Here is a 19801-nt window from a genome sequence, read left to right as displayed (position 1 = left end):
AAGCGGTCGCTTGCCTTCCTGTGAACCGCCGGCCGAGGTGGAGAACCTTCGAGTCCGCATCAGCACGCGCCATTCAGGCCACATTCGGCTCAAGATCAGGCAACATGTGGCGTGCACGTGTCATGACTCAACGGGGAACAGCACCTGTCCAGGGGGGACAACCACATGAGAAGAAGCATGTCCGCGGCCGCCGCCGCCATCGTCGTGGCCGGCCTGATCACCGCGGCCGGCCCGGCCGTGGCGGCCGAAACGAAGTGCACGCCGAAGATCCAGGTGCTCGGCACCATCGGCGACGAGTCGTACATGCGCGACACCCCGCGCAGCCAGGGCGTCTTCGACCTCGGTGCGGGAAATCTCGCCGTCGGCGTCTCGGGCCGCAAGCCCGTCTACTGGACCGGCACCACGCTGCACCGGGTCCCGCTGACCGACCAGAACCAGACCGGCCAGGTGCTCGCCGTCAACGCGCACGGCCTGATGGTGGGCGTCCTGCACGACTTCACGGGCACCTCGCTGTTCACATACCAGGCGGGCGCCGCGGCGATCACCCTGCTGCCGGACAGCTACGGCTCCGACCTCGAGGCCGACGTGAACGACGCCGGGTACGTGGTCTCCCGCTCCGACAGCGCCGTCGGCACCGTCTGGAAGGACGGCCAGAAGGTCCGCGAACTGCCCGTCCCGGCCGACGCCGGCCCGGGGACCCGCATCACGATGGTCACCGGCATCAACAACCAGGGCGACATCCTCGGCATGGCCACCCAGGACTACGAGGTACCCGAGACCGGGCAGCACCTGGAGGGCACCCACCCGGTGCTGTGGCCCGGGGACGGCTCCGCCGCCCGGCTGCTGGCTCCCACGGCGAACGAAAGCTACGTCCAGGACATCGACGAGAGCCGCCGGATCGTCGGCTACGACTGGGCCGGACCGTGGCACGAGTACGCCCCGCTCGTCTGGGAGCCCCCGCTCACCGGTCCCGCCACCGCCCCGGGCGGGCTGAGCTCGCACCCGTACGCCACCTTCGAGGCGATCAGCGCGACGACGAACCTCAGCGTCGGAACGGCCAAGTTCCACCCGGAACTCATGACCCTGCCGGACCAGGCCCTGCTGCGCTCCGGTTCCGGTCCGGTCAAGGCCCTGCCGCGGCTGGCCGGGGGCGGGGCGAGCATGGCCGACGCGGCCTCGGACGACGACCGGGTCGGCGGATCGGCCGTGAACGCGAAGGGCAAGCTCAAGCCGGTGATCTGGACCTGCGCGACCAAGCAGGCGTACAACTCCGGCAGCTAGGTCGTCTCTTTCGGATCTTGCCGGGCCCGCGTCGCCCGGCACCGCACCTCGCCGCGTTGTCGGAGCACCGCAGTACGTCCAGTACAACGGCGCTCCTCCGCCTTGCGATGCACGGCACCGGACGACACGGGCCGACCGACAAGATCCAAAAGAGACGACCTGGGTCCTGTCGTCAAAGTCCCGCCTGGCCCGCGCTACTTTGACGACAGGACCCAGGCGGCACTCGGGGCCGCCCGGGGATGGTGTTCCGAGCGCCCGCACGCTATCGATGGGCGCATGGAGACCCCTCTGCCCGGCCTGCCCACGCCGCCGCCGCTCGGCGCCGCCGCCCTGCCCCGCGGGACCTACGCGGGGCAGGTGGTCCTCGTGACCGGCGGCGGCACCGGGCTGGGCAGGGCCGTGGCCGCCGAGTTCGCTCGGCTCGGCGCCGATCTGGTCATCGCGAGCCGGCGCGCCGAACAGCTCAAGGCGGCGCGGGACGAGCTGGCGGCCGTACCCGGTGCGGGCCGGGTGACGGCCGCCGTCTGCGACATCAGGGATCCCGAGCGGGTCGCCGAGGTCTTCGACGCCGCGCAGGCGGCCTCCGGCCTGCCGGACGTTCTGGTCAACAACGCGGCCGCCAACTTCCCCTCCCCCGCGGAGGACCTCTCCCCGAACGCCTGGCGGGCGGTGGTCGACATCACCCTGACGGGCACCTGGTTCATGACCCGCGAGTTCGGCCGCCGCCACCTCGCCGCCGGCACGCCCGGGTCGATCGTGAACATCGGCGCCTCGTACGCCTGGACGGGCGGGCCGGGCTTCGCCCACAGCGCCGCGGCCAAGGCCGGGGTGAAGAACCTGGTGGAGACGCTGGCGGTCGAGTGGGGCCCGTACGGCATCCAGATCAACGGGCTCGTCCCCGGGCTGTTCCCGCACGCCGACATGACCGAGGACATCCAGGGCGGCCTGGACCGCGCCGCGCCCGACGCGAAGGACGCCCGGCAGCCCGCCCTGCGGGTCGGTGCGCCGCGCGAACTGGGCTGGGCCGCCACCTTCCTGGCCTCGCCCTACGCCCGGTTCATCACCGGGCACACCCTGGTGGTCGACGGGGCGAACTGGCAGCGACGGTCGGTGGTCAACCCCGAGGTGGTCCCGGTCCGAACCCAGCTGGGGCGCGGCCCGTTCACGCTCTAAGGGGTGTCCTGCCGATCAGGCCGCACCAGAGCCCCCCGAGCCCGGCGTGATCGGCGAGACACCCCCTGGCCCCCCGGCTCCGGTTGTCAGTGACCGGTGCGAGGATCGCCTCATGTCTCTCGCCGATCTGACCCTGGACCGCTGGCGTTCGCTGGACCCCGCCGCCGCCGGACGCATCGCACACGAGGCCGCCGCGCAGGCGGGCGGCCGGGTGGTGCTGTTCGACGCCGTCGAGCACCTCGGCGGGCCGCTGCACCGCGTCCGCATCGAGCGCGAGGGGCAGGAGTTCGCCCTCGTACCGGGCGGGACGGTGCGCCTCGGGTTCGACCTGGACGCCTGGGAGCCGACGCCCGCGCAGAGCGCCGACTACGCGGAGAGCGCGGAGGAGGGGTACGGGTACGGGCGGCCCGACCTCAGGTCCTATCTCGCCGATGTGCTCAGCCCGCCGCGCACCGCGACGCTGGCCACCGTGCTCATGGCCGTGGAGGACGAGGCCCTGACCGCGAGGGCTGCGGACATGCCCGCCGCCCTCGCGGCGCGCGGGCTGCGGATGCCCGGCGCCGACGAGTGGGAGCATGCGTGCGGGGCCGGGGCCGGCACCCTCTTCCGGTGGGGGAACGAGTGCCCCCTGGACGAGCCGCCGTACGGGGCCGGCGGTGTGCGGCACGAGCCGAACGCCTTCGGGCTGCACATCGCCCACGACTGCTACGGGACGGAGCTGAGCGCCGACCCGGCCGCCGTGCACGGCGGCGACGGCGGCGAGGCCGCCTGCGGTGGGTACGGCGACCTGCTCGCCTGGCTGCCGCTGGCCACCGCCAACCGCAATCCGTACGCGGCCGAGTTCACGTACGGACCGGACGGCGAGGGCATGTACGAGGAGTTCTCGACCAGGCCGGTGCTCAGCCTCCGCTGAAGCGCGGCGGCCGGCGGGCGGCCATGGCCGTGTATCCCTCCCGGCAGTCCTCCGAGGTGAGGGTGAGGGCCGCGGTCATCGCCACCCGGTCGAGGGCCGCGGGGAGGGCGGCGTCGGCGTAGGCGTCGACCGCGCGCTTGATGCCCTGGACCGCGAGCGGCGCGTTCGCGGCGATCTCCTGCGCCAGTGCGCGGGAGGCCTCCTCCAGCTCCTCTCCGGGGACGACCAGTTGGACCAGATTGAGCCGCTGCGCCGTCGCGGCGTCGATGCGGCGGCCGGTCAGGGCCAGGTACTTGGCCCAGCCCGCTCCCGCTTCGCGGGCGATGCGCAGGTCTCCGCCCGCGTCGACCGCCACGCCCAGCCGGGCTTCCGGCAGGGCGAAGACGGCGTCCTCGGCCGCCACCCGGACGTCGGCCATCAGGGCCAGCTCGAAGCCGAAGCCGAGGCAGTGGCCCTGGACGGCGGCGACGACCGGCTGCGGGAGCCGGGCGAGGACCGCGAACCGCTCGTGCACCCAGCGGATGCACTCGTAGTAGTTGCGGGTGCGCTCGGCCGGGGATCCACCCGTGATGGCGCCGCCGGGGGCGGTCACGTCGATGCCCGCGCAGAAGGCCCGGCCCTCGGCCCGCAGCAGCACCGCCCGGACGGACTCGTCGAAGCGGATCAGGTCCGCCAGCAGGCCGAGCTGGCGGGTGGACTCCCAGCTCCAGCCGTTGAGCTTGTCCGGGCGGCACAGGGTGAGGACCGCGAGGCCGTCCGCGACCTCCAGCCGTATCCGCTCCTCACCCTCCGCGATCTCCGTGGAGATGGTGTCGATCACCGTGTCCCGCACCCCCGGCCCGATGGCTGGCACATCCACTCACCAGGCACATGCCTGACGGATCGTCAGACTAGGGGCGGGCGGTCAGCGGGGGAAGACCTCGAACGGCACGGCCGGGCGCCCGCCGAACCGGGCCGCCGCCTGCTGGACGTTCCCGGTGAGGAAGGTGCGGACGTACTCCTCCGGGTCCTGGTCGGTGAGCACCTCGATGTACGCCTTGTGCTCCATCAGGGACTTGATCGAACGCTCCAGCCCCGGGCCGGCGTCGCTCGCGTGCGTGGGCGTGTTCGATCCGGCCACCGCGACCCAGCGCACACCGTTCCACGGCTCGAGACCCTGCTCGATGAGCTCGGGGAAGATCCACCTGTTCCCGGCGTCCCCGGCGGCGTCCAGCGTCGCCCGCCCGACGGCCTTGTGGTCGGGGGTGTTCCAGTAGCCGCCGCCCTGCGCGCCGCCCCAGGTGTCACGGTGGTTGAGCGTGAGGATCAGCTCGGGCCGGTGCCGCCTGATGGCCGCGGCGATGTCACGGCGCAGGTCGAGGCCGTACTCGACGATGCCGTCGCGGTAGTCCAGGAATTCCACCTCGGACACGCCGACGACCGCGGCGCTCGCCCGCTGCTCAGCCTCGCGCAGGGGACCGCATTCGGCGGGGGCGAGGTTGTCGATGCCCGCCTCACCGCGCGTGGCGAGAAGGTAGACCACCTCCCGGCCCCCGTCCGTCCAGTCCGCGATGGCCGCGGCGCAGCCGTACTCCAGGTCGTCGGGGTGGGCGACCACCGCGAGCGCGCGCGTCCAGTCGGTGGGCATGTGCTGCAAGGTGGGCTGCTGATCAGGTTGTTCGGTCATGTCTCGCACAATAGGCGAATGGATCGACACGGGCAGGTGGTGGCGCTGCTCGACGCCACGGGGATCTTCTTCGAGCCGGCCCGCACCGCCTTCCCGGGCGCGGACGCGGCCGCCTGGGCACGGGCGGCGCAGCTGGATCCGGGCGCGAGGGGGCCGGACGGGGCATGGGTGCTGGACTTCCGGTGTTTCGCGATCGCCCGGCCCGGCGGTCGCTGGGTGCTGGTGGACGCGGGGGTCGGGCCGTCCCGGTCCCCGGCCGCCGCCTGGGCCCCGGTGCCGGGCCGGCTGCCGGACGCGCTCGCGGCGGCCGGTATCGCACCGGCCGATGTGGAGGCGGTGGTGCTGACACACCTTCACGAGGACCACGCGGGCTGGTCGTCGGGGGACGACGGGGAGCCGTTCTTCCCGGCCGCCCGGTACGTCGTACAGCGCGCGGAGGTGTCCGCGCTGGACCGGGCGGACCCGGTGTGGGACTGGACGGTGGCGCCGCTGCGCGCGAGCGGGCAGCTGCACGAGGTGGACGGCACTCACCGGCTGGCTCCCGGCATCACCCTGCTCCCGACGCCCGGGCACACCCCGGGACACCAGTCGGTACTGGTGGACCAGGGCGCCGGGGCCCGCGATGTGGTGGTCACCGGGGACGTACTGGTGCACGCGGTGCAGCTGGGCGACCCGGCGGTGCCGTACTCCCACGAGCGCGACCGGGAGACCGCCCGGGCCTCGCGCGAGGGGCTGCTGGCGCGGGCGAGGGAGCGCGGCGCCCTGCTGGCGACCGCGCACCTGACCCGCGCGTTCGTGGAGCCGCCCGCGGAAGCGACGCCGGGCCGGCGCCCCTGAACGGGGACGCCGGCCCGGCCGGTTGACGCGGGATCAGCCGATCGGACGGGGGGTCGATTCGATCCCGGTGGCGGTCGCGCGGAACCAGACGGCCTTGCCGTCCGCGCCGACGGCCGACAGGTCGGCCCGTCCGTCACGGTCGAAGTCGGCCGCCGAGGCGAGCGTCGGGTAGGCCGTCCGGCCGAAGCCCGAGCCGATCCTCACGCGCTGCGCCGTGCCCCAGCTCCTGGGGTCGAGCTGCCCGGAGGCGTCCTTGGCGCCCTTCACGGCGAACAGGTCGCCGGAGGCGTCGTCGCGCACCCACAGGTCGCCGGCGCCGTCACCGTCGGTGTCACCCGGGGCGAGGACCGAGACGGCGTCCCAGCCGCCGTCGCCGACGAGCACCGGGCCGCCGAATGCGTCCAGGCTCGCGAAGAGGCTGGCGGTGTACGCCCAGAGCTTCGCACCCTGCTTCACCAGCAGGTCGGGCTGGCCGTCCGCGTTGAGGTCTCCCGCGTGCACGACGGCTTCGGCGTTGAACCAGTGGTCGTCGCCGGTCCAGGCCGGGTCCTCGCCGGCGCAGCCGCTGTCCGGATCGGCGACCGGGCAGGAAACGGTCAGGACGGTGCCGCTGCCCGGCCGGATGCCGCCGAGGCCGTCGCCTCTGTGGATCCGGAGCAGGTTCCTGCCGAGTCCGGTGGGGCGCTCGAGTACCAGCAGGTCGTTGTAGCCGTCGTCGTTCCAGTCCCCGGTGGCGGCGATCCGGGCTCCCGGGGCGAAGGACGCCCCGCCGGCGACGGGCGCGGCGAAGGTGCCGTCGGCCCGCCCTGCCGAGAAGCGGAGCTTCGCGTCCGGGTCGAGGGTCCACAGGTCGCGCAGGCCGTCGCCGTTCAGGTCGCCCGGGGCGTCCGGGCCCTCACTGGCGAGGACCCAGATGCGGTACACGGCCTGGTCGGAACGCCGCCCGGCCTTGTCCACGCTGTACGCGTAGATCATGTGGGGACCGGAGGCGGTGGGCGTGATCACGGCGTTGGCGCCCGGTGCCACGGTGCGCTCCCGCCCGTCGAAGTCCGACCAGTACACGATCCTGTCCAGATTCGCGGCGCCGCCGGTGCCGAACGTGAACGTGCCCGGCGTACGGGCCTTCCCGGTGTTGGCGGGGGCTCCGTTCGAGGCGTCGGGGAACTCGGGGGAGCTGATCACCGGCGGCACGGGGCTGCCGATGGTGGTCTCCAGCTTCGCCGTCGCCGGGGCGAAGCGCTTCCAGGCCGAGGTGTCGGACTCGTCCGCGGCGAACAGGCCCACGGTGACGGAGGTCCGGGAGGCGGCCGCCGCCTCCTTCACCACCGCGGTGGCGTCGAACTCGAGGTCGCCCGCCGCGCAGCCCTCCCGCCCCCTGGCGTCCGTCACCGTCGCCAGCCGGACCCCCTTGGCCGGCTGGTTCTTCCACGTCGTCTTCGCCGAGACGGCGCCGACGCTCCACAGCTCCACCGGACGGCCCGTGCAGGACGCGGCTCCCGTGTTGGTGATCCGGAAGGTGGCCCGGGAGACCGTGGCGCCCGCCAGGGCGGTGGTGTCCAGCCGTAGGTACGCGCGCGACAGCCCCTCCGCGGCGCCCTCGTTGCCGACGCGCAGGTCGTCGGCGGTGTTCCAGGAGGAGCGGTTCGGGTACTTCTTGGACACGCGCGTCCAGGCCTGTGCGCCGACGGGGGTCTCCCCCGCCCCCGCGGCGCTGACGGCCGGTGCGGCGGCGGCCGTTGCCGTTCCCACCGCCGCACCGGTCACGGCCAGGGCGCCGGCCAGGGCCAGCGAGACGGCGCTCGACATCGTTCTGAGCATGCACGCTCCACACATCGGTCGGTTTCTCGGGTAAGAGGGCCCACCCTAACCATGTGATCAACTTCTGCGGGAACGATTATTCGAGGCCCCGACCACACCTCTGACCTGCACGGACAGCAGTCACACCTCGTCGCGGGCGAGGGACAGCAGCCGGTCCAGGACGCGGGGGCCGCCGGCGCGGACGCCGTCGTGCTCGAACTCGTCCGTCACCCAGGTCCGCAGGCCCCGGACGGAGCGGGCCGTCTCCAGAGAGTGCGCGGTGTCCACGTACATGTCGTCGTGGTAGACGGCGGCGGCCACCGGCACCTCGTTGGCGGCCAGGCGCGCCGGGTCGTAGAGCGGCTGCCAGCCGGTGCGGGCGGCCAGGATCTCCGCGGTCTCGCGCAGCGGGGCGAGGGACGGGTCGGTGGTGAAGTGCCAGGGGTGGATGGTCTCGCCCGTGAAGAGCAGCGGCCCGTCGCCGGCGAGGGCCTTGTCCGCGTCGAAGCCGGGGTGGCCCGCGCGCACGCGTTCGGCGGCCCAGGCGGTGGGCGTGGCGGGGTCCTGGGCGTAGATCGCCTCGTGGACCAGCGCGTACAGGGGGTGCCCGGCAAAGGAGAGGAGCCCGCGGACGCTCTCCAGGAAGGCGTCGGAGAGGGCGGGGCCCGCCGGGGTCGGTACGAAGGCGTCCTCGAGGAGGTGGTGCAGCTGGTGGCTGCCGTCGCCGGTGCCGAGCAGGATGCCGAGGGACTGGAAGCCCTCGACGGTGAGGCGGTGGCCGCCGGGCAGTTCGGCCGGGCGGTCCGCCAGGTGGGCGGCGATCCGGCGGGCGCGCTCGACGTCCATGGGGTACCGGGCGTAGTGGGCCAGGTTCTTGCGCTCGATGCGGGGGTACGCGGCCTCGTACACCTCGTCGGCGGTGGCGGTCAGGGACGGCAGACCGCCGGTGATCAGGGCGGCTGTGAGGCCCTCGGGCGCGGTGGAGAGGTAGCGGGTCGTGCAGAAGCCGCCGAAGCTCTGGCCGAGCACGGTCCAGGGCGCACCCCCGGTCAGGCCGGGGCGGATGGCCTCGGCGTCGCGCACGATGGAGTCGGCACGGAAGTGGGCGAGGTACTCGGCCTGCCGGTCGGGGGTGCCGCGCAGGGGCAGGGTCTGCCGGTTCACCGGGGTGGACCGACCGGTTCCGCGCTGGTCGAGCAGCAGCACCCGGTACTCCGTGAGGGCCCGCTCCAGCCAGGCCTGGCGGCCGATGAAACGGCGGGCGCCGAAGCCCGGACCGCCCTCCAGGTAGAGCAGCCACGGCAGCGCCTCGGGGTCCTTGCCGGCGGCCACGACCTCGCGGGCGTACAGCTCGATCCGCTCCCCGTCCGGGTTCTCGTGGTCCAGCGGGACGGAGAACCGGTGGTCGGTGAGGACCGTGCCGGGCTGGCGGTAGCTGTGTGCGATGGTCACGGACGGCCCCCAGGGGTACGAGGTGAAGTAGGACCGCGCCCCGGCCGGGTGGCGGCGGGGGCGCGGGGTGGTGGCCCGATTCTAGGTGGGGCCGGGTCCGGCCGGACGGGCCGGACGGGCTGTCAGAACTCGACGACCGAGCGGAGGACCTCGCCGCGTTCCATCCGGGCGAAGGCGTCCTCGACGCCGTCGAGCGCGATGGTCTCGGAGACGAAGGCGTCCAGGTCGAGGCGGCCCTGCAGGTAGAGGTCGATGAGCAGCGGGAAGTCGCGCTCGGGCAGGCAGTCCCCGTACCAGGAGGACTTCAGGGACCCGCCGCGGCCGAAGACGTCGATGAGCGGGAGTTCGAGCTTCATCTCCGGGGTCGGCACGCCCACCAGGACCACCGTCCCGGCGAGGTCGCGTGCGTAGAAGGCCTGGCGGTAGGTCTCGGGGCGGCCCACGGCGTCGATGACCACGTCGGCGCCGTTGCCGCCGGTCAGGCCCTGGATGGCCTTGACCACGTCGTCCGTGCGCCCGTTGACGGTGTGCGTGGCGCCCAGGCCCCGGGCCCACTCCAGCTTCCGGTCGTCCAGGTCCACCGCGATGATCCGCGAGGCGCCCGCGAGGCGCGCTCCGGCCACGGCCGCGTTGCCCACTCCCCCGCAGCCGATGACGGCGACGGAGTCGCCCCGCCCGACGTTGCCGGTGTTCAGGGCCGCGCCGAGGCCGGCCATCACCCCGCAGCCGAGGAGTCCGGCGGCGGCCGGGGCGGCCGCCGGGTCCACCTTGGTGCACTGGCCGGCCGCGACCAGGGTCTTCTCGGCGAAGGCACCGATGCCCAGGGCCGGGGAGAGCGGGGTGCCGTCCTCCAGGGTCATGGGCTGGGTGGCGTTGTGCGTGGCGAAGCAGTACCAGGGGCGTCCGCGCCTGCAGGCGCGACAGGTGCCGCACACCGCACGCCAGTTGAGGACGACGAAGTCGCCGGGCGCCACGGAGGTGACGTCCGGGCCGACCGATTCGACCACTCCGGCGGCCTCGTGGCCGAGCAGGAAGGGGAATTCGTCGTTGATGCCGCCCTCGCGGTAGTGCAGGTCGGTGTGGCAGACCCCGCAGGCCTGCACCCGCACGAGCGCCTCGCCGGGTCCCGGGTCGGGCACGAGGATCGTCGTCGTCTCCACCGGTGCGCCCTTGCTCCGGGCGATGACCCCTCGTACGCGATGCGTCACGTCGTACCCCGCTCTGATCGAATCGGTCTGGATCAACGAACGTACACGGACGGCACCCGGTACGGGAGTTGTGTCACGTTTCGGCGCGCGACCCGGCCAGATCCGGCGGTACTGCGGCCCGGAGCGCGGCGCCGAAGGCCGCGACGGCCGGGTGGGTGCCGGATCCGCTGCGGAAGGCGAGGTTGGTCCGGCGCTGCATCAGCAGGCGGGTGAGGCGTACGGCCGGATCGGCCGGGCCCGTGACCCCGAGCTGGGGTACGACGGCCACACCCTGGCCCGCCGCGACGAGGGCGAGCACGGTGGTGAACTCGTCGACCTGGTGACGGACCCGCGGGCTGAAGCCGGCTGCCTGGCAGGCCCGTACGGTCATCGTGTGGCAGAGGGTGCCGGGGGTGGCGGTGATCCAGGGGTCCCGGGCGTGCGCACGCAGGACGCTCCCCTGGTCGGGTTCCCCGGGCGCGCCGGAGCGGCCGGGGTCGCCCTGGTCGCCCGGTGCGCCGTCGGCGGGAGCGGCCAGGTACATCATCTCGCCGTAGAGCGGTTCGGTGGCCAGTCCCGGCTCGGGCTCGGCCGGTACGAAGTCGTACGCGTGCACCAGGGCCACGTCCAGGTCCCCGGCCCGCAGGGCGTGCGCCACGGCGGCCGGGTCGGTCTCCGAGACCATCGGCTCCAGGCCCGGGTGGCGCCGGGCGAGGGTGATCAGCGCGGCCGGGACGATGGCCCGGGTGGCGGTGGGGAAGGCGCCGATCCGCAGGGCTCCGGCGAGGCCGCCGCGTGCCTCGGCGAGGTCGGCGTCGGCCTGCTCCAGCCGCTCGAGGACGGCCTCGGCGTGCCGGACCAGGTTCTGGCCGGCCGGGGTGAGCCGGACCCGGCGGCCGGTGCGCTCCAACAGGGGCAGGCCGGCCTCCCGTTCGAGGACGCCGAGCTGCTGGGAGACGGCGGAAGGACTGAAGGCGAGGGCCTCGGCGACGGCGGCGATGGTTCCGCGGCGGGCGAGCTCACGCAGGAGGCGTAGGCGTCGTACATCGAGCATCGGCTCAGCTTACGGTTCAGGTAAGAAACGCGAACTGGATTTGATCCTTTGCGCGGGTGAGGCTTTTCGCATGGCACAGGACATCGCAGAAGTTCTCCCGTTGCACGGGATCCACGTACCGCTCGTCACCCCCTTCACCAGCACCGGGGAGGTCGCGGCCGAGGCGCTGGAGGCACTCGCCCACGAGATGCTCGACGCGGGCGCCACCGGGATCGTCGCGCTCGGGACCACCGCGGAGGCGGCCGGTCTCGACGAGGCCGAGCGCGACCTCGTCACCGAGGTGTGCGCCCGGGTCTGCGGGGAGCGGGGCGCGCCGCTGACCGTCGGCGCGGGCTCGGGCGGGACCCGGGCCGCCGAGGCCTCGCTGGCCGGGCTGCCCCGGTGGCCGCAGGTGCGGGCGGCGCTGGTGACGGTGCCGCCGTTCGTGCGGCCGGCGACCGCGGGGGTGCTGGCGCACTTCGCGCGGCTGGCCGCGGTGAGCCCCGTACCGTTGATCATTTATCACATCCCTTACCGCACCGGGCAGCCGCTGGACGCGGCCGCACTGCGGGCGCTCGGATCGCTGCCGGGGGTGGCCGGGATGAAGTACGCGGGCGGCGGCATCGGCGAGGACACGGTGGCACTGCTCGGTGATCTGCCGGCCGGGTTCGAGGTGCTGGCCGGCGACGACGTCTACCTGTCCCCGCTGCTGGCCCTCGGCGCCGCGGGCGGGATCCTGGCCTCGGCCCATCTGGCGACCGGCCGCTTCGCGGAGCTCGCCGCGGCCTGGCGCGCGGGCGACGCGGAGCGGGCGCGGCCTCTGGGGCACGCCCTGGCCCGGATGTCCGCGGCGGCCTTCGCCGAGCCGAATCCGACGGTGCTCAAGGGCGTCCTGCACGCTCAGGGGCGGATCCCGACCCCGGACGTCCGGCTGCCCCTGCTGCCGGCCTCGGAGGGGTCGGTGAAGGCGGTGACGGCCGCCCTGGACGCCCTGGCGTGACGCCGGGACGCGCACCGGCCGGCAATACGCCGGAAAGAGTCCTGAATGGGTGATTCGCCTCCTACGGGCAAGTCGCCCCAATGAGGCACCCCGAGGGCTTACTTGCCCGTATTGGTCACGCGTCCCACGACCCGTGATGTGAGCCACACCGGACACCTCAACATCATTTCCGCAGAACAGCCGATTCCCTTTCCCCGGAAAGGGAATCGGCTATTGCCCTCATACCCCTTCAAGGTCATTTACCCGACCGATAGCGAGATGTCGATCTATCGGTGGAATTCGGGTCTTGTTCCCGCGTGGCGGGCTCGCCTACGGTCACCTCGTTCCTGGTGGTCAGCTGCCGAATACGGCCGCCGCCCGGGATCTCCCGTCCCCCCACGTGAGGAATTCCGCCATGCCTGCAAAGGGTAAGCACCGTCGGCCGAAGCACTACCGGATCACCCGCAAGCTGGCGCTCGCCGGCACCGGTGGCGCGGCCCTCACTCTCCCGCTGATCAGCGCCACCACCGCCGGGGCGGTGGAGACAGCCGCCGCCCCCACGACGTATTCCGTGGTCGCGGGCGACACCCTTTCGGAGATCGCGGCAAAGCATTCCCTGAGCGGCGGCTGGAAGCAGCTCTACGCGGCGAACCGGACCGTCGTCGGTAATGATCCGTCGATCATCCGGCCCGGCATCAAACTGAAGCTCGGCGTCCAGGCGGAGACCGAGCGTGCGAGCAGGTCCGCCGCCCGGACCGCCCTCAAGCCCGCGGCCAAGCCCGCCACGGCCTACGCGAACAATCTCGACGGGTGGATCCGCGAGTCCCTCGACGTGATGGCGAAGCACGGAATTCCCGGCTCCTACAACGGAATTCACCGCAATGTGATGCGCGAGTCCTCGGGCAATCCGCTGGCGATCAACAACTGGGACATCAACGCCCGGAACGGGATCCCGTCCAAGGGTCTGCTCCAGGTCATCGACCCGACCTTCCGCGCCTACCACGTGCCCGGAACCTCGCTGGACTCCTACGACCCGGTCGCCAACATCACCGCCGCCTGCAACTACGCGGCCAAGCGCTACGGTTCGATCGACAACGTGAACGGACCCTACTAGGAAGGCGTTCCCGTCGTTCCCCCGCTCGGTGCCGGCCCGGGCTCCGCGGCTGCCGTTCCTCCACCCGGACTGCGACACCTGGAAACCCGGACCGAGGACCTGACCGGCCGAACCGGTCAGGCGGGGCGGCGGCGGGCGGCGCGGGCGAGGATCCGCACGGGCGCCGCCGGGCCGTAGCCGGTGTCCCGGCGCAGGGCGGTGATCCCCGCGCGCTCCACCGCGGTCAGCTGGTGCGCCATCAGCTCCGTCATGGTCGCGATCACGCGCCGCAGCCCTGGTTCGGCGAGGTCGAGGATGCCGCCCGCGGCTTCCAGTGCCGTACGGGCACGCAGGCACTCGGCGGCGAGGAGCTCCCGTACGGCCGGGGTGTCACGGGCCCGTTCCAGGTCGGCGCGGGTCACCGAGTGCTCCGCGAGGCGGGCGCGCGGGATGCAGAGCCGGCCCTCCGCGAGGTCCCCGCAGAGGTCGGCGAGAAAGTCCACGCGCTGGGCGGCGTCGACGAACCGCCGCCAGCCCGCGGCCTGTTCGGGGTCGGGGCCGCCCCGGTACTGGAGTCCGGTGAAGACGATCACACCGGGCCACGCGTAGTCGTCGAGGTAGGTCTGGAAGTCCTCCTCCGCGGCGAAGCCGTCGAAGCCGGCCTCCGCGGTGGCGGCGCCCGTGAGGAAGCGGGTGACCCAGTGCGCCGGAAGACCGCGGGAGTCCACCGCGTGCGCGTAGGCCCGCAGGAGGGGGTCGGGACTGTCCCCGGACTTCAGTGCCGCGTCGACCCGCTCGGACAACGCCGCGAGACCTGCTGCGCGTTGCTGCGGGGTTCCGGTCTCGGCGACGTCGTCGACCAGGTTCATGAAGGCGAGACCGGCAGCGAGGAAGGGCACCAGCGGTGGCGCGGCGAGCAGCCGCAGCGCCAGGTAGGGGGCGGGCTCGCGGCGCAGTACCCGGCGGGCGGCGTGCGTGTAGTCGTCCCGCAGCGGGCGGCCGGATATCCCGGCCGCCGTGAGGGTGGTGCGCCAACTGGGCATGGTGGTCGTGCTCCCTGACGTGTCGGACCGTACGGACGCACGTGCATGCGTGCGCGTGCACGTGCGTACGGGTACACGATGTCAGGAGGAGACGACCTTCTTGACCTTGCCGTCGATGCCGGCGAGCACATAGCCGCCGCGGCCGTACTCGTCGCTGAGGTAGGGACGCATGCAGGGCACCTGGTCCATCATCCAGGGCTCGACGATCACGTAGGTCGAGGTCGGCTTCTCGACGCCCAGTTCCTTCTTGGACTGCTCCAGCAGGCCGGGCAGCGCGTCCCAGTTGACGGTCGCCATGTCGATGAGGGGCTCGCCCTCCTCGACCGTGCCGTCCGGGCCAGTGCGCTTGGCCTCGCCGTCGCGGTACTGCCAGGCGTCGACGGTCTCGGCACCGGCGGCGGTGGGGATCGAGGCGAGGACGTAGCCGTCGTAGACCTTGAGGTCCACGAAGGTCGTGGTGCCCGTCTTCACCTTGAGCGCCTCGAGGGCGGTACGGATGTTCTGCGGGGTGAGCATGCTGCCCCGGGCCGTGCCGGCCTTGGAGGCACTCGCCTTCGGCGCGGGGGTCGAGGCCGGGGGTACGGCCTGGGTGGCGACGGCGGGCCGGGTGGCGCGGGCGTCCTTCGCGTCGTCGTCGCCCGAGTTCCCGTCGGGAAGCCACTGGATGATCCCGACGACCGCGACCGCCAGGACCGCCGTGAGCGCGGCCCCGATCAGGGCCGGGCGCCGGCGCGGGGCCGGGGGCCTGAGCGGGACGGGCGTGGTGGTGGCCGCGTAGGGGGAAGCTCCCGGGCCGAACGGCGGCGGGGTGGGTGAGCCGTAGGGGCCGCCGTACGGGCCGAACTGGCCCGGGACCGCCGGCGCGGCGACCGGTGCGACCGGTGCGGCCGATACGGGTGCGGCCGCGACCGGCGGGACGCCCGCCCCGTAGCCGGAACCGAGAGCAGCGCTCGCGTCCCGGAGCAGTTGTTCCAGTTGCGCCCCGTCGGGCCGCGCCGCCGGGTCCCGTACGAGCAGGCGTTCCAGTACGGGCGCCAGCGGCCCGGAGCGCACGGGCGCCGGGATCGGCTCGTCGAGCACGGCGACGACCGTGGCCAGGCTGGTGGCCCGGCGCAGCGGGTGCACGCCCTCGGCGGCCACGTAGAGCAGCATGCCGAGCGACCACAGGTCGGAGGCGGCCAGCCCCTCCTCGCCGCGGACGCGTTCGGGCGCGATGTACTCGGGCGAGCCGATCAGCACCCCGGTCGAGGTGAGCCCGGTCGAACCGTGCAGGGCCGCGATGCCGAAGTCGGTGAGCACGGCCGACCCGTTGGGGCGCAGCAGCACATTGGCCGGCTTCACGTCGCGGTGGAGCACGCCTTCGTCGTGAGCGGCGCGCAGCGCGGAGAGCACGTCGAGGCCGAGCCGCAGCACGTCGGCGGGCGGCATCGGCCCGGACGCCAGCCGGTCGTGCAGGGAGCCGCCCTGGACCAGCTCCATGACGATCCACGGGTGGCCGTCGGCGCCGTCCGGCGGTTCCACGATGTGGTGGATGGTCACCACGTGGGGGTGGGCGAGGCGGGCGAGGGCACGGGCCTCGCGGACGGCCCGTTCGCGCAGCTGGTCGGCGAGACCGGGCTGCGCGGCGGCCGTGGCCGGGTCCGGCGGGCGCACCTCCTTCAGTGCGACCTCGCGGTGCAGGGCGATGTCGCGGGCGCGCCACACCGTACCCATGCCGCCGCTTCCCAGGGGTGCGACCAGCTCGAAACGGCCGTCGATCAGCTGTCTGCCGGCCTCACTCGTGTCCATGGCCGCATATCGTAGGGGGCGGCCGGCTCAGCAGTGTCGGCGGTCCACCGTGAGCGTGCCCTGGGCGGTCTCCACGGTGCGGTCGTAACAGCCGCCCGGTGCTGCCGACCCGTACAGCCGGTAGCGGGCGGAGGTCGTGGCGACCGCGTGCCGCTGGTCGCGCGGGACGTTCGCGGTGTAGGTGGCATCACCGGTGTACCGGTCGTCGAGCCGCGAGCTGTCGACGGCCCTGCCGCCGCGCAGGGTGACGGTGTCCGCGCGGTCGCCGAGCGACAGGACGGTGCGCAGCCGGTCGCCGGCGCCGAGGGTGGTCTCGCCGTCCATCGTGTAGGTGCGGGCCGTGCGGGTGGTGGCCGGCCCGTGCGTCACGCTCTCTTCGTCGGTCCAGGTGGCGTTGAGCGCGTCCTGGTTCTCGCCGTCGGTCCAGTGGTGGACCGAGGTGCCGCGCACGGTGCGGGAGACGGTGGTGGCCACCCGGCCGTGGGAGGTGTTCAGGTACCCGGCGACGGTCAGTCCGTGTCCGCCCTCGGTGTCCAGGCGGTGCCGGGCGCCGGGCGCCGCGGGGGTCCACCGGGAGTGGCCGGCCGGCTCGCTCTCCTCGTGCCGGGTCAGGGCGCCGGTGACGACCTTGCGCGTCTCGTCCTGCCAGAGCAGCAGGTTGGTGGGAGTGCTCCAGCCGCTCTGTCCGGCCGGCACCCCGGCTACGGACACCTCGATCCGGTGCGGCCGGCCGTCGTTGAGGAGGGCCGCGTAGGGGGTGAGGTCGTAGCGGACGGGCTGGACGTCGAAGGCGCGCGGGCCGGGGGTGACGTACCAGAGGAACGGGTTGGACCAGCCGCCGGTCCAGACGGTCGGGAAGGGCGCGGCGATGCCGGCGAGCTGTCCGTCGACGAGGACGCGGACCTCGCGGTGCGGGCCGTCGGCGGCCTTGCAGGAGTACGGGGCCGCCTCCGGGGTGGTCATGTACCAGTACTCCTCGCAGCCACCGCCCGAGCCGGTGGCGTACACCTCGGCGAGGAGCCGCTCGGTGTTGCGCGGGGTGGTGACCGTCGGGGAGGTGAGGGGCAGGACGCGGTCGGGGGTGTCGGGGGCCGGGGTGCGGGCGTCGGCGGCGTAGAAGGTCAGGGCCACCTTGACGTCGATGACACCGGTGTAGGTGTCGTCGACGACGTTGCCGATGAGCATCTCGACGGGCTGCGGACGGGCGAGGGTGTCGCGGTAGCGGGTGACGTCCTTCTCGACGGACCAGGTGATGCCGTCGGGCGAGGGCTGCGGGGTGGAGGTGCGCAGGACCTCCACCCCGCCGAGGGAGAGATGGCCGAGGCGGTCGTACTGGCGGCCCTTGACCTTGCCGTCGAGGCGGAGGACCACCTTGGCCCAGCGGGCCGTGCCGCAGCCGACGGGCGGCGTGTAGCCGCCGCGGTACGGGGTGAAGTCGCGGAACTGCGCCTCCGCGAGGGTGACCTGGCAGGAGCGGGTCGCGGGGCGGGCGACGGGCGGGGCCGCGGTGAGGGGGTCGTGCCAGTCGGTGCCGAACTCGGCGGGCGGCGGGTCCGCCGCCGGGGTCCCGGCGTACGCGGGTCCCGCGGTGGCCAGAGTGGCGGCGGTCAGCGCGATCGCGCCGAGCAGGCCGGTGATGCGGTGTCGTCGTCTCATGGGCCCGCAGTGAAACCCGGCCCGCCGCGGCCGTGCCAGGGCCCGGGCTCCGGCCCTGGCCGGTTCTGATCCGCTGCGGGCCGCCGCGGGCCGCCGCGGGCCGCCGCGGGCCGCCGCGGGCCGCTCCCGTCCGCTCCGGTGTGCTCCCGTACGTTCGGTCCGCTCCGGGCGTCAGCGGGGCAGGACGACCACGCCGTCGTCGTCCGCGTGGACGGTGTCCCCGGCGCGGAAGGTGATGTCGCCGATGGTGACGGGCTCGTCGACCGCGCCCTCGCCGGTCTTGCCGCTCTTGCGGGGGACCGTTCCGAGCGCCTTGATGCCGAGGTCGAGTCCGCCGAGGGCGACGCTGTCGCGGACCGAGCCGTTGATGATCAGGCCGGCCCAGCCGTTGGCCTCGGCCGCGCCCGCGATGAGGTCGCCGACCAGGGCGGTGCGCGGTGAGCCGCCGCCGTCCACGACGAGCACCGCGCCCTCGCCCGGCGTGTGGAGGAGCGTGCGCAGCAGTGCGTTGTCCTCGTGGCAGCGGACGGTCCGTACGGGTCCGGCGAACAGCCGGCGGCCGCCGAACTGGCGGAAGCCGGTGGCGCAGATGGCGAGGGACTCGCCGTACTCGTCGTACAGGTCGGCTGTGGGAACGGGGGTGACACTCATCGGGATACCGGTTTCCTCGCTGCTCGTACTCGTCCGTCGCGCTGGTGCGGTCAGCGTAATCGGCCGGTGGTCGGCGCGGCGGGGCGTCTCAGGGCCGCGTCTGTTCCCGTACGGTCCACAGCCGCGGGTCCGCCCGGGTCGCGCTGCCGCTGATCCACAGGCCCGCGCCGAGGACCAGCAGACCCGCGCTCACCGCGAGGAAGAGCGCCACCGGCGGCGTGACGAGGCCCAGGAGGCAGGGCAGGGCGGTGAGGAACGCCGCGGCCAGGGCGAGCAGTCCCCGGCCGTGCGCCCGGGGGACGAAGCGTGCGGGGCGCGGGAGGGGAACGGCGGTGAGGCCGGGGTCGGTCGGGTGCTCGGGGGCCGCGCCGGAACGCAGGTAGCGGTCCCAGTCCTCCTCGAAGGTGCGGCCCCATACGACGTGTCCGCTGTCGGTGACCAGGGCGGCGGGCAGCGGGAACCTGCGGTCGGTGGGGGCGGCCAGCGCCAGCTTCCACCGGGCGGGCCAGCACAGCCAGGCCTCGTGGCCGACGAGTTGGGCGGCGGCCTCGGCCAGGTGCTTGTCACCGGTGAGCGTCCGGAAGCCGGAGCCGGACATCGGCCGGAACCCGACGGGCGGCGGGGCGCCGTCCGGCGTACCCGGGATGAGTTCGAGGCGGCGTGAGGCATCGGCCCGGGGCGGGCGGATGCCGGTGGCGGCGGGGCCGGGCGGGTCCTCCCGCACGGCGCGGTCGATCCGGACGCGCACGGCGTGCACCCGCCCGGCGGCGGCGTCCTCCCGCAGCAGCCGCTCGGCGGATCCGAGTTGCCTGCCGAGCAGATCGCGGAGTGCGTACGGGGAGGTGCCGATGGCGAAGAAGAAGGCGATCAGGCAGATCAGGCTGCCGGCGGCCGACCCGCTGCCGGCATAGGCGGCCGCGGCGGCCGCGTACGGAGCCCATACGAACAGCAGGGCGCCGGCCAGGTGGCCGGGGTCGCGGCGGACGGCGGCGAGCACGGCGGGTATCGCGGCACGGGCGGGGGCCGCCGGCAGAGGCTCGACCAGGGGCGCGGCCCGGACGGCGAGCACCCAGCCGGCGGCCAGGACACCGGCCGCGAGCAGCGGGATGAGGATGTCCGGGCGGGCGGCCCCGGTGGCGGTTCCGGCCCGGGCGGCCTGGGTGGCGCCGAGGGCGACGGCGGCACACAGCAGTGCGGCGGCGCCCAGGATGCGGGCGAGCGGGGTGGATCTCCTCATGCGGCTGACCCTACG

Annotated in this window: 17 protein-coding genes; 6 read left to right on the top strand and 11 right to left on the bottom strand. The window is 73.8% G+C overall.

Annotation, left to right across the window (positions count from 1 at the left end; translation table 11 throughout):
- Nucleotides 1-165 precede the first annotated feature (165 nt).
- The 3 genes from OG444_RS37020 (at nucleotide 166) to OG444_RS37010 (ending at nucleotide 3367) form a co-directional block, all read left to right on the top strand.
- The gene (locus OG444_RS37020) at nucleotides 166-1281 is read left to right on the top strand and encodes a hypothetical protein (protein WP_327266248.1); all 1116 of its coding nucleotides are present in this window, start codon (nucleotides 166-168) and stop codon (nucleotides 1279-1281) included.
- Nucleotides 1282-1557: 276 nt separating this feature from the next.
- On the top strand, nucleotides 1558-2454 hold the full coding sequence (locus OG444_RS37015; RefSeq protein ID WP_327266247.1) for an SDR family oxidoreductase: 897 nt from the start codon (nucleotides 1558-1560) through the stop codon (nucleotides 2452-2454).
- Nucleotides 2455-2566: 112 nt separating this feature from the next.
- A complete protein-coding gene (locus OG444_RS37010; RefSeq protein WP_327266246.1) occupies nucleotides 2567-3367 on the top strand; it encodes a hypothetical protein in 801 nt (266 codons plus the stop codon).
- Here the strand turns inward: OG444_RS37010 and OG444_RS37005 are convergent.
- Both OG444_RS37005 and OG444_RS37000 read right to left on the bottom strand, forming a co-directional pair.
- On the bottom strand, nucleotides 3354-4220 hold the full coding sequence (locus tag OG444_RS37005) for an enoyl-CoA hydratase/isomerase family protein (RefSeq protein ID WP_327266245.1): 867 nt from the start codon (nucleotides 4218-4220) through the stop codon (nucleotides 3354-3356). The genes OG444_RS37010 and OG444_RS37005 overlap by 14 nt on opposite strands.
- Nucleotides 4221-4271: 51 nt before the next feature.
- Nucleotides 4272-5033: a PIG-L deacetylase family protein gene (locus OG444_RS37000; RefSeq protein ID WP_327266244.1), complete on the bottom strand. Its 762-nt coding sequence runs from the start codon at nucleotides 5031-5033 to the stop codon at nucleotides 4272-4274.
- An 18-nt stretch (nucleotides 5034-5051) separates the two neighbouring features.
- Between OG444_RS37000 and OG444_RS36995 the strand changes: the two genes are divergently transcribed.
- Nucleotides 5052-5870, top strand: a complete 819-nt coding sequence (locus OG444_RS36995; protein ID WP_327266243.1) for an MBL fold metallo-hydrolase — start codon at nucleotides 5052-5054, stop codon at nucleotides 5868-5870.
- A gap of 33 nt (nucleotides 5871-5903) precedes the next feature.
- On the opposite strand, the gene OG444_RS36990 is transcribed toward OG444_RS36995, so the two are convergent.
- The 4 genes from OG444_RS36990 to OG444_RS36975 all read right to left on the bottom strand — a co-directional run bounded on the left by OG444_RS36990 (nucleotide 5904) and on the right by OG444_RS36975 (nucleotide 11360).
- Nucleotides 5904-7688, bottom strand: coding sequence for a DNRLRE domain-containing protein (locus OG444_RS36990; protein WP_327266242.1), 1785 nt, complete (start codon nucleotides 7686-7688; stop codon nucleotides 5904-5906).
- Nucleotides 7689-7808: 120 nt separating this feature from the next.
- Entirely contained in the window at nucleotides 7809-9113 is a 1305-nt protein-coding gene (locus tag OG444_RS36985) for an alpha/beta fold hydrolase (protein WP_327267045.1), read from the bottom strand.
- A 128-nt stretch (nucleotides 9114-9241) separates the two neighbouring features.
- Nucleotides 9242-10327: an S-(hydroxymethyl)mycothiol dehydrogenase gene (locus tag OG444_RS36980; protein WP_327266241.1), complete on the bottom strand. Its 1086-nt coding sequence runs from the start codon at nucleotides 10325-10327 to the stop codon at nucleotides 9242-9244.
- A gap of 73 nt (nucleotides 10328-10400) precedes the next feature.
- Nucleotides 10401-11360, bottom strand: coding sequence for a LysR family transcriptional regulator (locus tag OG444_RS36975; protein ID WP_327266240.1), 960 nt, complete (start codon nucleotides 11358-11360; stop codon nucleotides 10401-10403).
- Between the two features lie 70 nt (nucleotides 11361-11430).
- Here OG444_RS36975 and OG444_RS36970 point away from each other — a divergent pair, with 70 nt between their 5' ends.
- Together OG444_RS36970 and OG444_RS36965 are read left to right on the top strand one after the other, a co-directional pair.
- Nucleotides 11431-12339 (top strand): dihydrodipicolinate synthase family protein, encoded by a 909-nt coding sequence (locus OG444_RS36970; protein ID WP_327266239.1) that lies wholly within the window; start codon nucleotides 11431-11433, stop codon nucleotides 12337-12339.
- Nucleotides 12340-12733: 394 nt separating this feature from the next.
- Nucleotides 12734-13432 carry a transglycosylase SLT domain-containing protein gene (locus OG444_RS36965; RefSeq protein WP_327266238.1) on the top strand — a complete coding sequence of 233 codons (699 nt, stop codon included), beginning with the start codon at nucleotides 12734-12736 and terminating at the stop codon, nucleotides 13430-13432.
- A gap of 116 nt (nucleotides 13433-13548) precedes the next feature.
- Here OG444_RS36965 and OG444_RS36960 read toward each other — a convergent pair whose 3' ends face one another.
- The 5 genes from OG444_RS36960 to OG444_RS36940 all read right to left on the bottom strand — a co-directional run bounded on the left by OG444_RS36960 (nucleotide 13549) and on the right by OG444_RS36940 (nucleotide 19786).
- Nucleotides 13549-14454 (bottom strand): phytoene/squalene synthase family protein, encoded by a 906-nt coding sequence (locus OG444_RS36960; protein WP_327266237.1) that lies wholly within the window; start codon nucleotides 14452-14454, stop codon nucleotides 13549-13551.
- Nucleotides 14455-14535: 81 nt separating this feature from the next.
- The gene (locus OG444_RS36955) at nucleotides 14536-16242 is read right to left on the bottom strand and encodes a serine/threonine-protein kinase (RefSeq protein WP_327266236.1); all 1707 of its coding nucleotides are present in this window, start codon (nucleotides 16240-16242) and stop codon (nucleotides 14536-14538) included.
- A 27-nt stretch (nucleotides 16243-16269) separates the two neighbouring features.
- On the bottom strand, nucleotides 16270-17898 hold the full coding sequence (locus tag OG444_RS36950) for a peptide-N4-asparagine amidase (RefSeq protein WP_327266235.1): 1629 nt from the start codon (nucleotides 17896-17898) through the stop codon (nucleotides 16270-16272).
- A 171-nt stretch (nucleotides 17899-18069) separates the two neighbouring features.
- Complete coding sequence (rraA, locus tag OG444_RS36945) at nucleotides 18070-18549, bottom strand: ribonuclease E activity regulator RraA (protein ID WP_327266234.1); 480 nt, start codon at nucleotides 18547-18549, stop codon at nucleotides 18070-18072.
- 88 nt (nucleotides 18550-18637) lie between these two features.
- Nucleotides 18638-19786 (bottom strand): hypothetical protein, encoded by a 1149-nt coding sequence (locus tag OG444_RS36940; RefSeq protein ID WP_327266233.1) that lies wholly within the window; start codon nucleotides 19784-19786, stop codon nucleotides 18638-18640.
- Between the last annotated feature and the right edge of the window lie 15 nt (nucleotides 19787-19801).

It is taken from the genome of Streptomyces sp. NBC_01232, from assembly GCF_035989885.1.
Classification (GTDB): Bacteria; Actinomycetota; Actinomycetes; order Streptomycetales; family Streptomycetaceae; genus Streptomyces.
Note: the sequence above shows the minus strand (reverse complement) of the source record. Positions and strands in the feature narration are given on the sequence as shown.

What these genes read in the sequence shown, in the direction of transcription:
- OG444_RS37020 (WP_327266248.1), top strand. Translation starts at nt 166, where the DNA reads ATGAGAAGAAGCATGTCCGCGGCCGCCGCCGCCATCGTCGTGGCCGGC.
- OG444_RS37015 (WP_327266247.1), top strand. Translation starts at nt 1,558, where the DNA reads ATGGAGACCCCTCTGCCCGGCCTGCCCACGCCGCCGCCGCTCGGCGCC.
- OG444_RS37010 (WP_327266246.1), top strand. Translation starts at nt 2,567, where the DNA reads ATGTCTCTCGCCGATCTGACCCTGGACCGCTGGCGTTCGCTGGACCCC.
- OG444_RS37000 (WP_327266244.1), bottom strand. Translation starts at nt 5,033, where the DNA reads ATGACCGAACAACCTGATCAGCAGCCCACCTTGCAGCACATGCCCACC.
- OG444_RS36995 (WP_327266243.1), top strand. Translation starts at nt 5,052, where the DNA reads ATGGATCGACACGGGCAGGTGGTGGCGCTGCTCGACGCCACGGGGATC.
- OG444_RS36990 (WP_327266242.1), bottom strand. Translation starts at nt 7,688, where the DNA reads ATGCTCAGAACGATGTCGAGCGCCGTCTCGCTGGCCCTGGCCGGCGCC.
- OG444_RS36975 (WP_327266240.1), bottom strand. Translation starts at nt 11,360, where the DNA reads ATGCTCGATGTACGACGCCTACGCCTCCTGCGTGAGCTCGCCCGCCGC.
- OG444_RS36970 (WP_327266239.1), top strand. Translation starts at nt 11,431, where the DNA reads ATGGCACAGGACATCGCAGAAGTTCTCCCGTTGCACGGGATCCACGTA.
- OG444_RS36965 (WP_327266238.1), top strand. Translation starts at nt 12,734, where the DNA reads ATGCCTGCAAAGGGTAAGCACCGTCGGCCGAAGCACTACCGGATCACC.
- OG444_RS36960 (WP_327266237.1), bottom strand. Translation starts at nt 14,454, where the DNA reads ATGCCCAGTTGGCGCACCACCCTCACGGCGGCCGGGATATCCGGCCGC.
- OG444_RS36955 (WP_327266236.1), bottom strand. Translation starts at nt 16,242, where the DNA reads ATGGACACGAGTGAGGCCGGCAGACAGCTGATCGACGGCCGTTTCGAG.
- OG444_RS36950 (WP_327266235.1), bottom strand. Translation starts at nt 17,898, where the DNA reads ATGAGACGACGACACCGCATCACCGGCCTGCTCGGCGCGATCGCGCTG.
- rraA (WP_327266234.1), bottom strand. Translation starts at nt 18,549, where the DNA reads ATGAGTGTCACCCCCGTTCCCACAGCCGACCTGTACGACGAGTACGGC.
- OG444_RS36940 (WP_327266233.1), bottom strand. Translation starts at nt 19,786, where the DNA reads ATGAGGAGATCCACCCCGCTCGCCCGCATCCTGGGCGCCGCCGCACTG.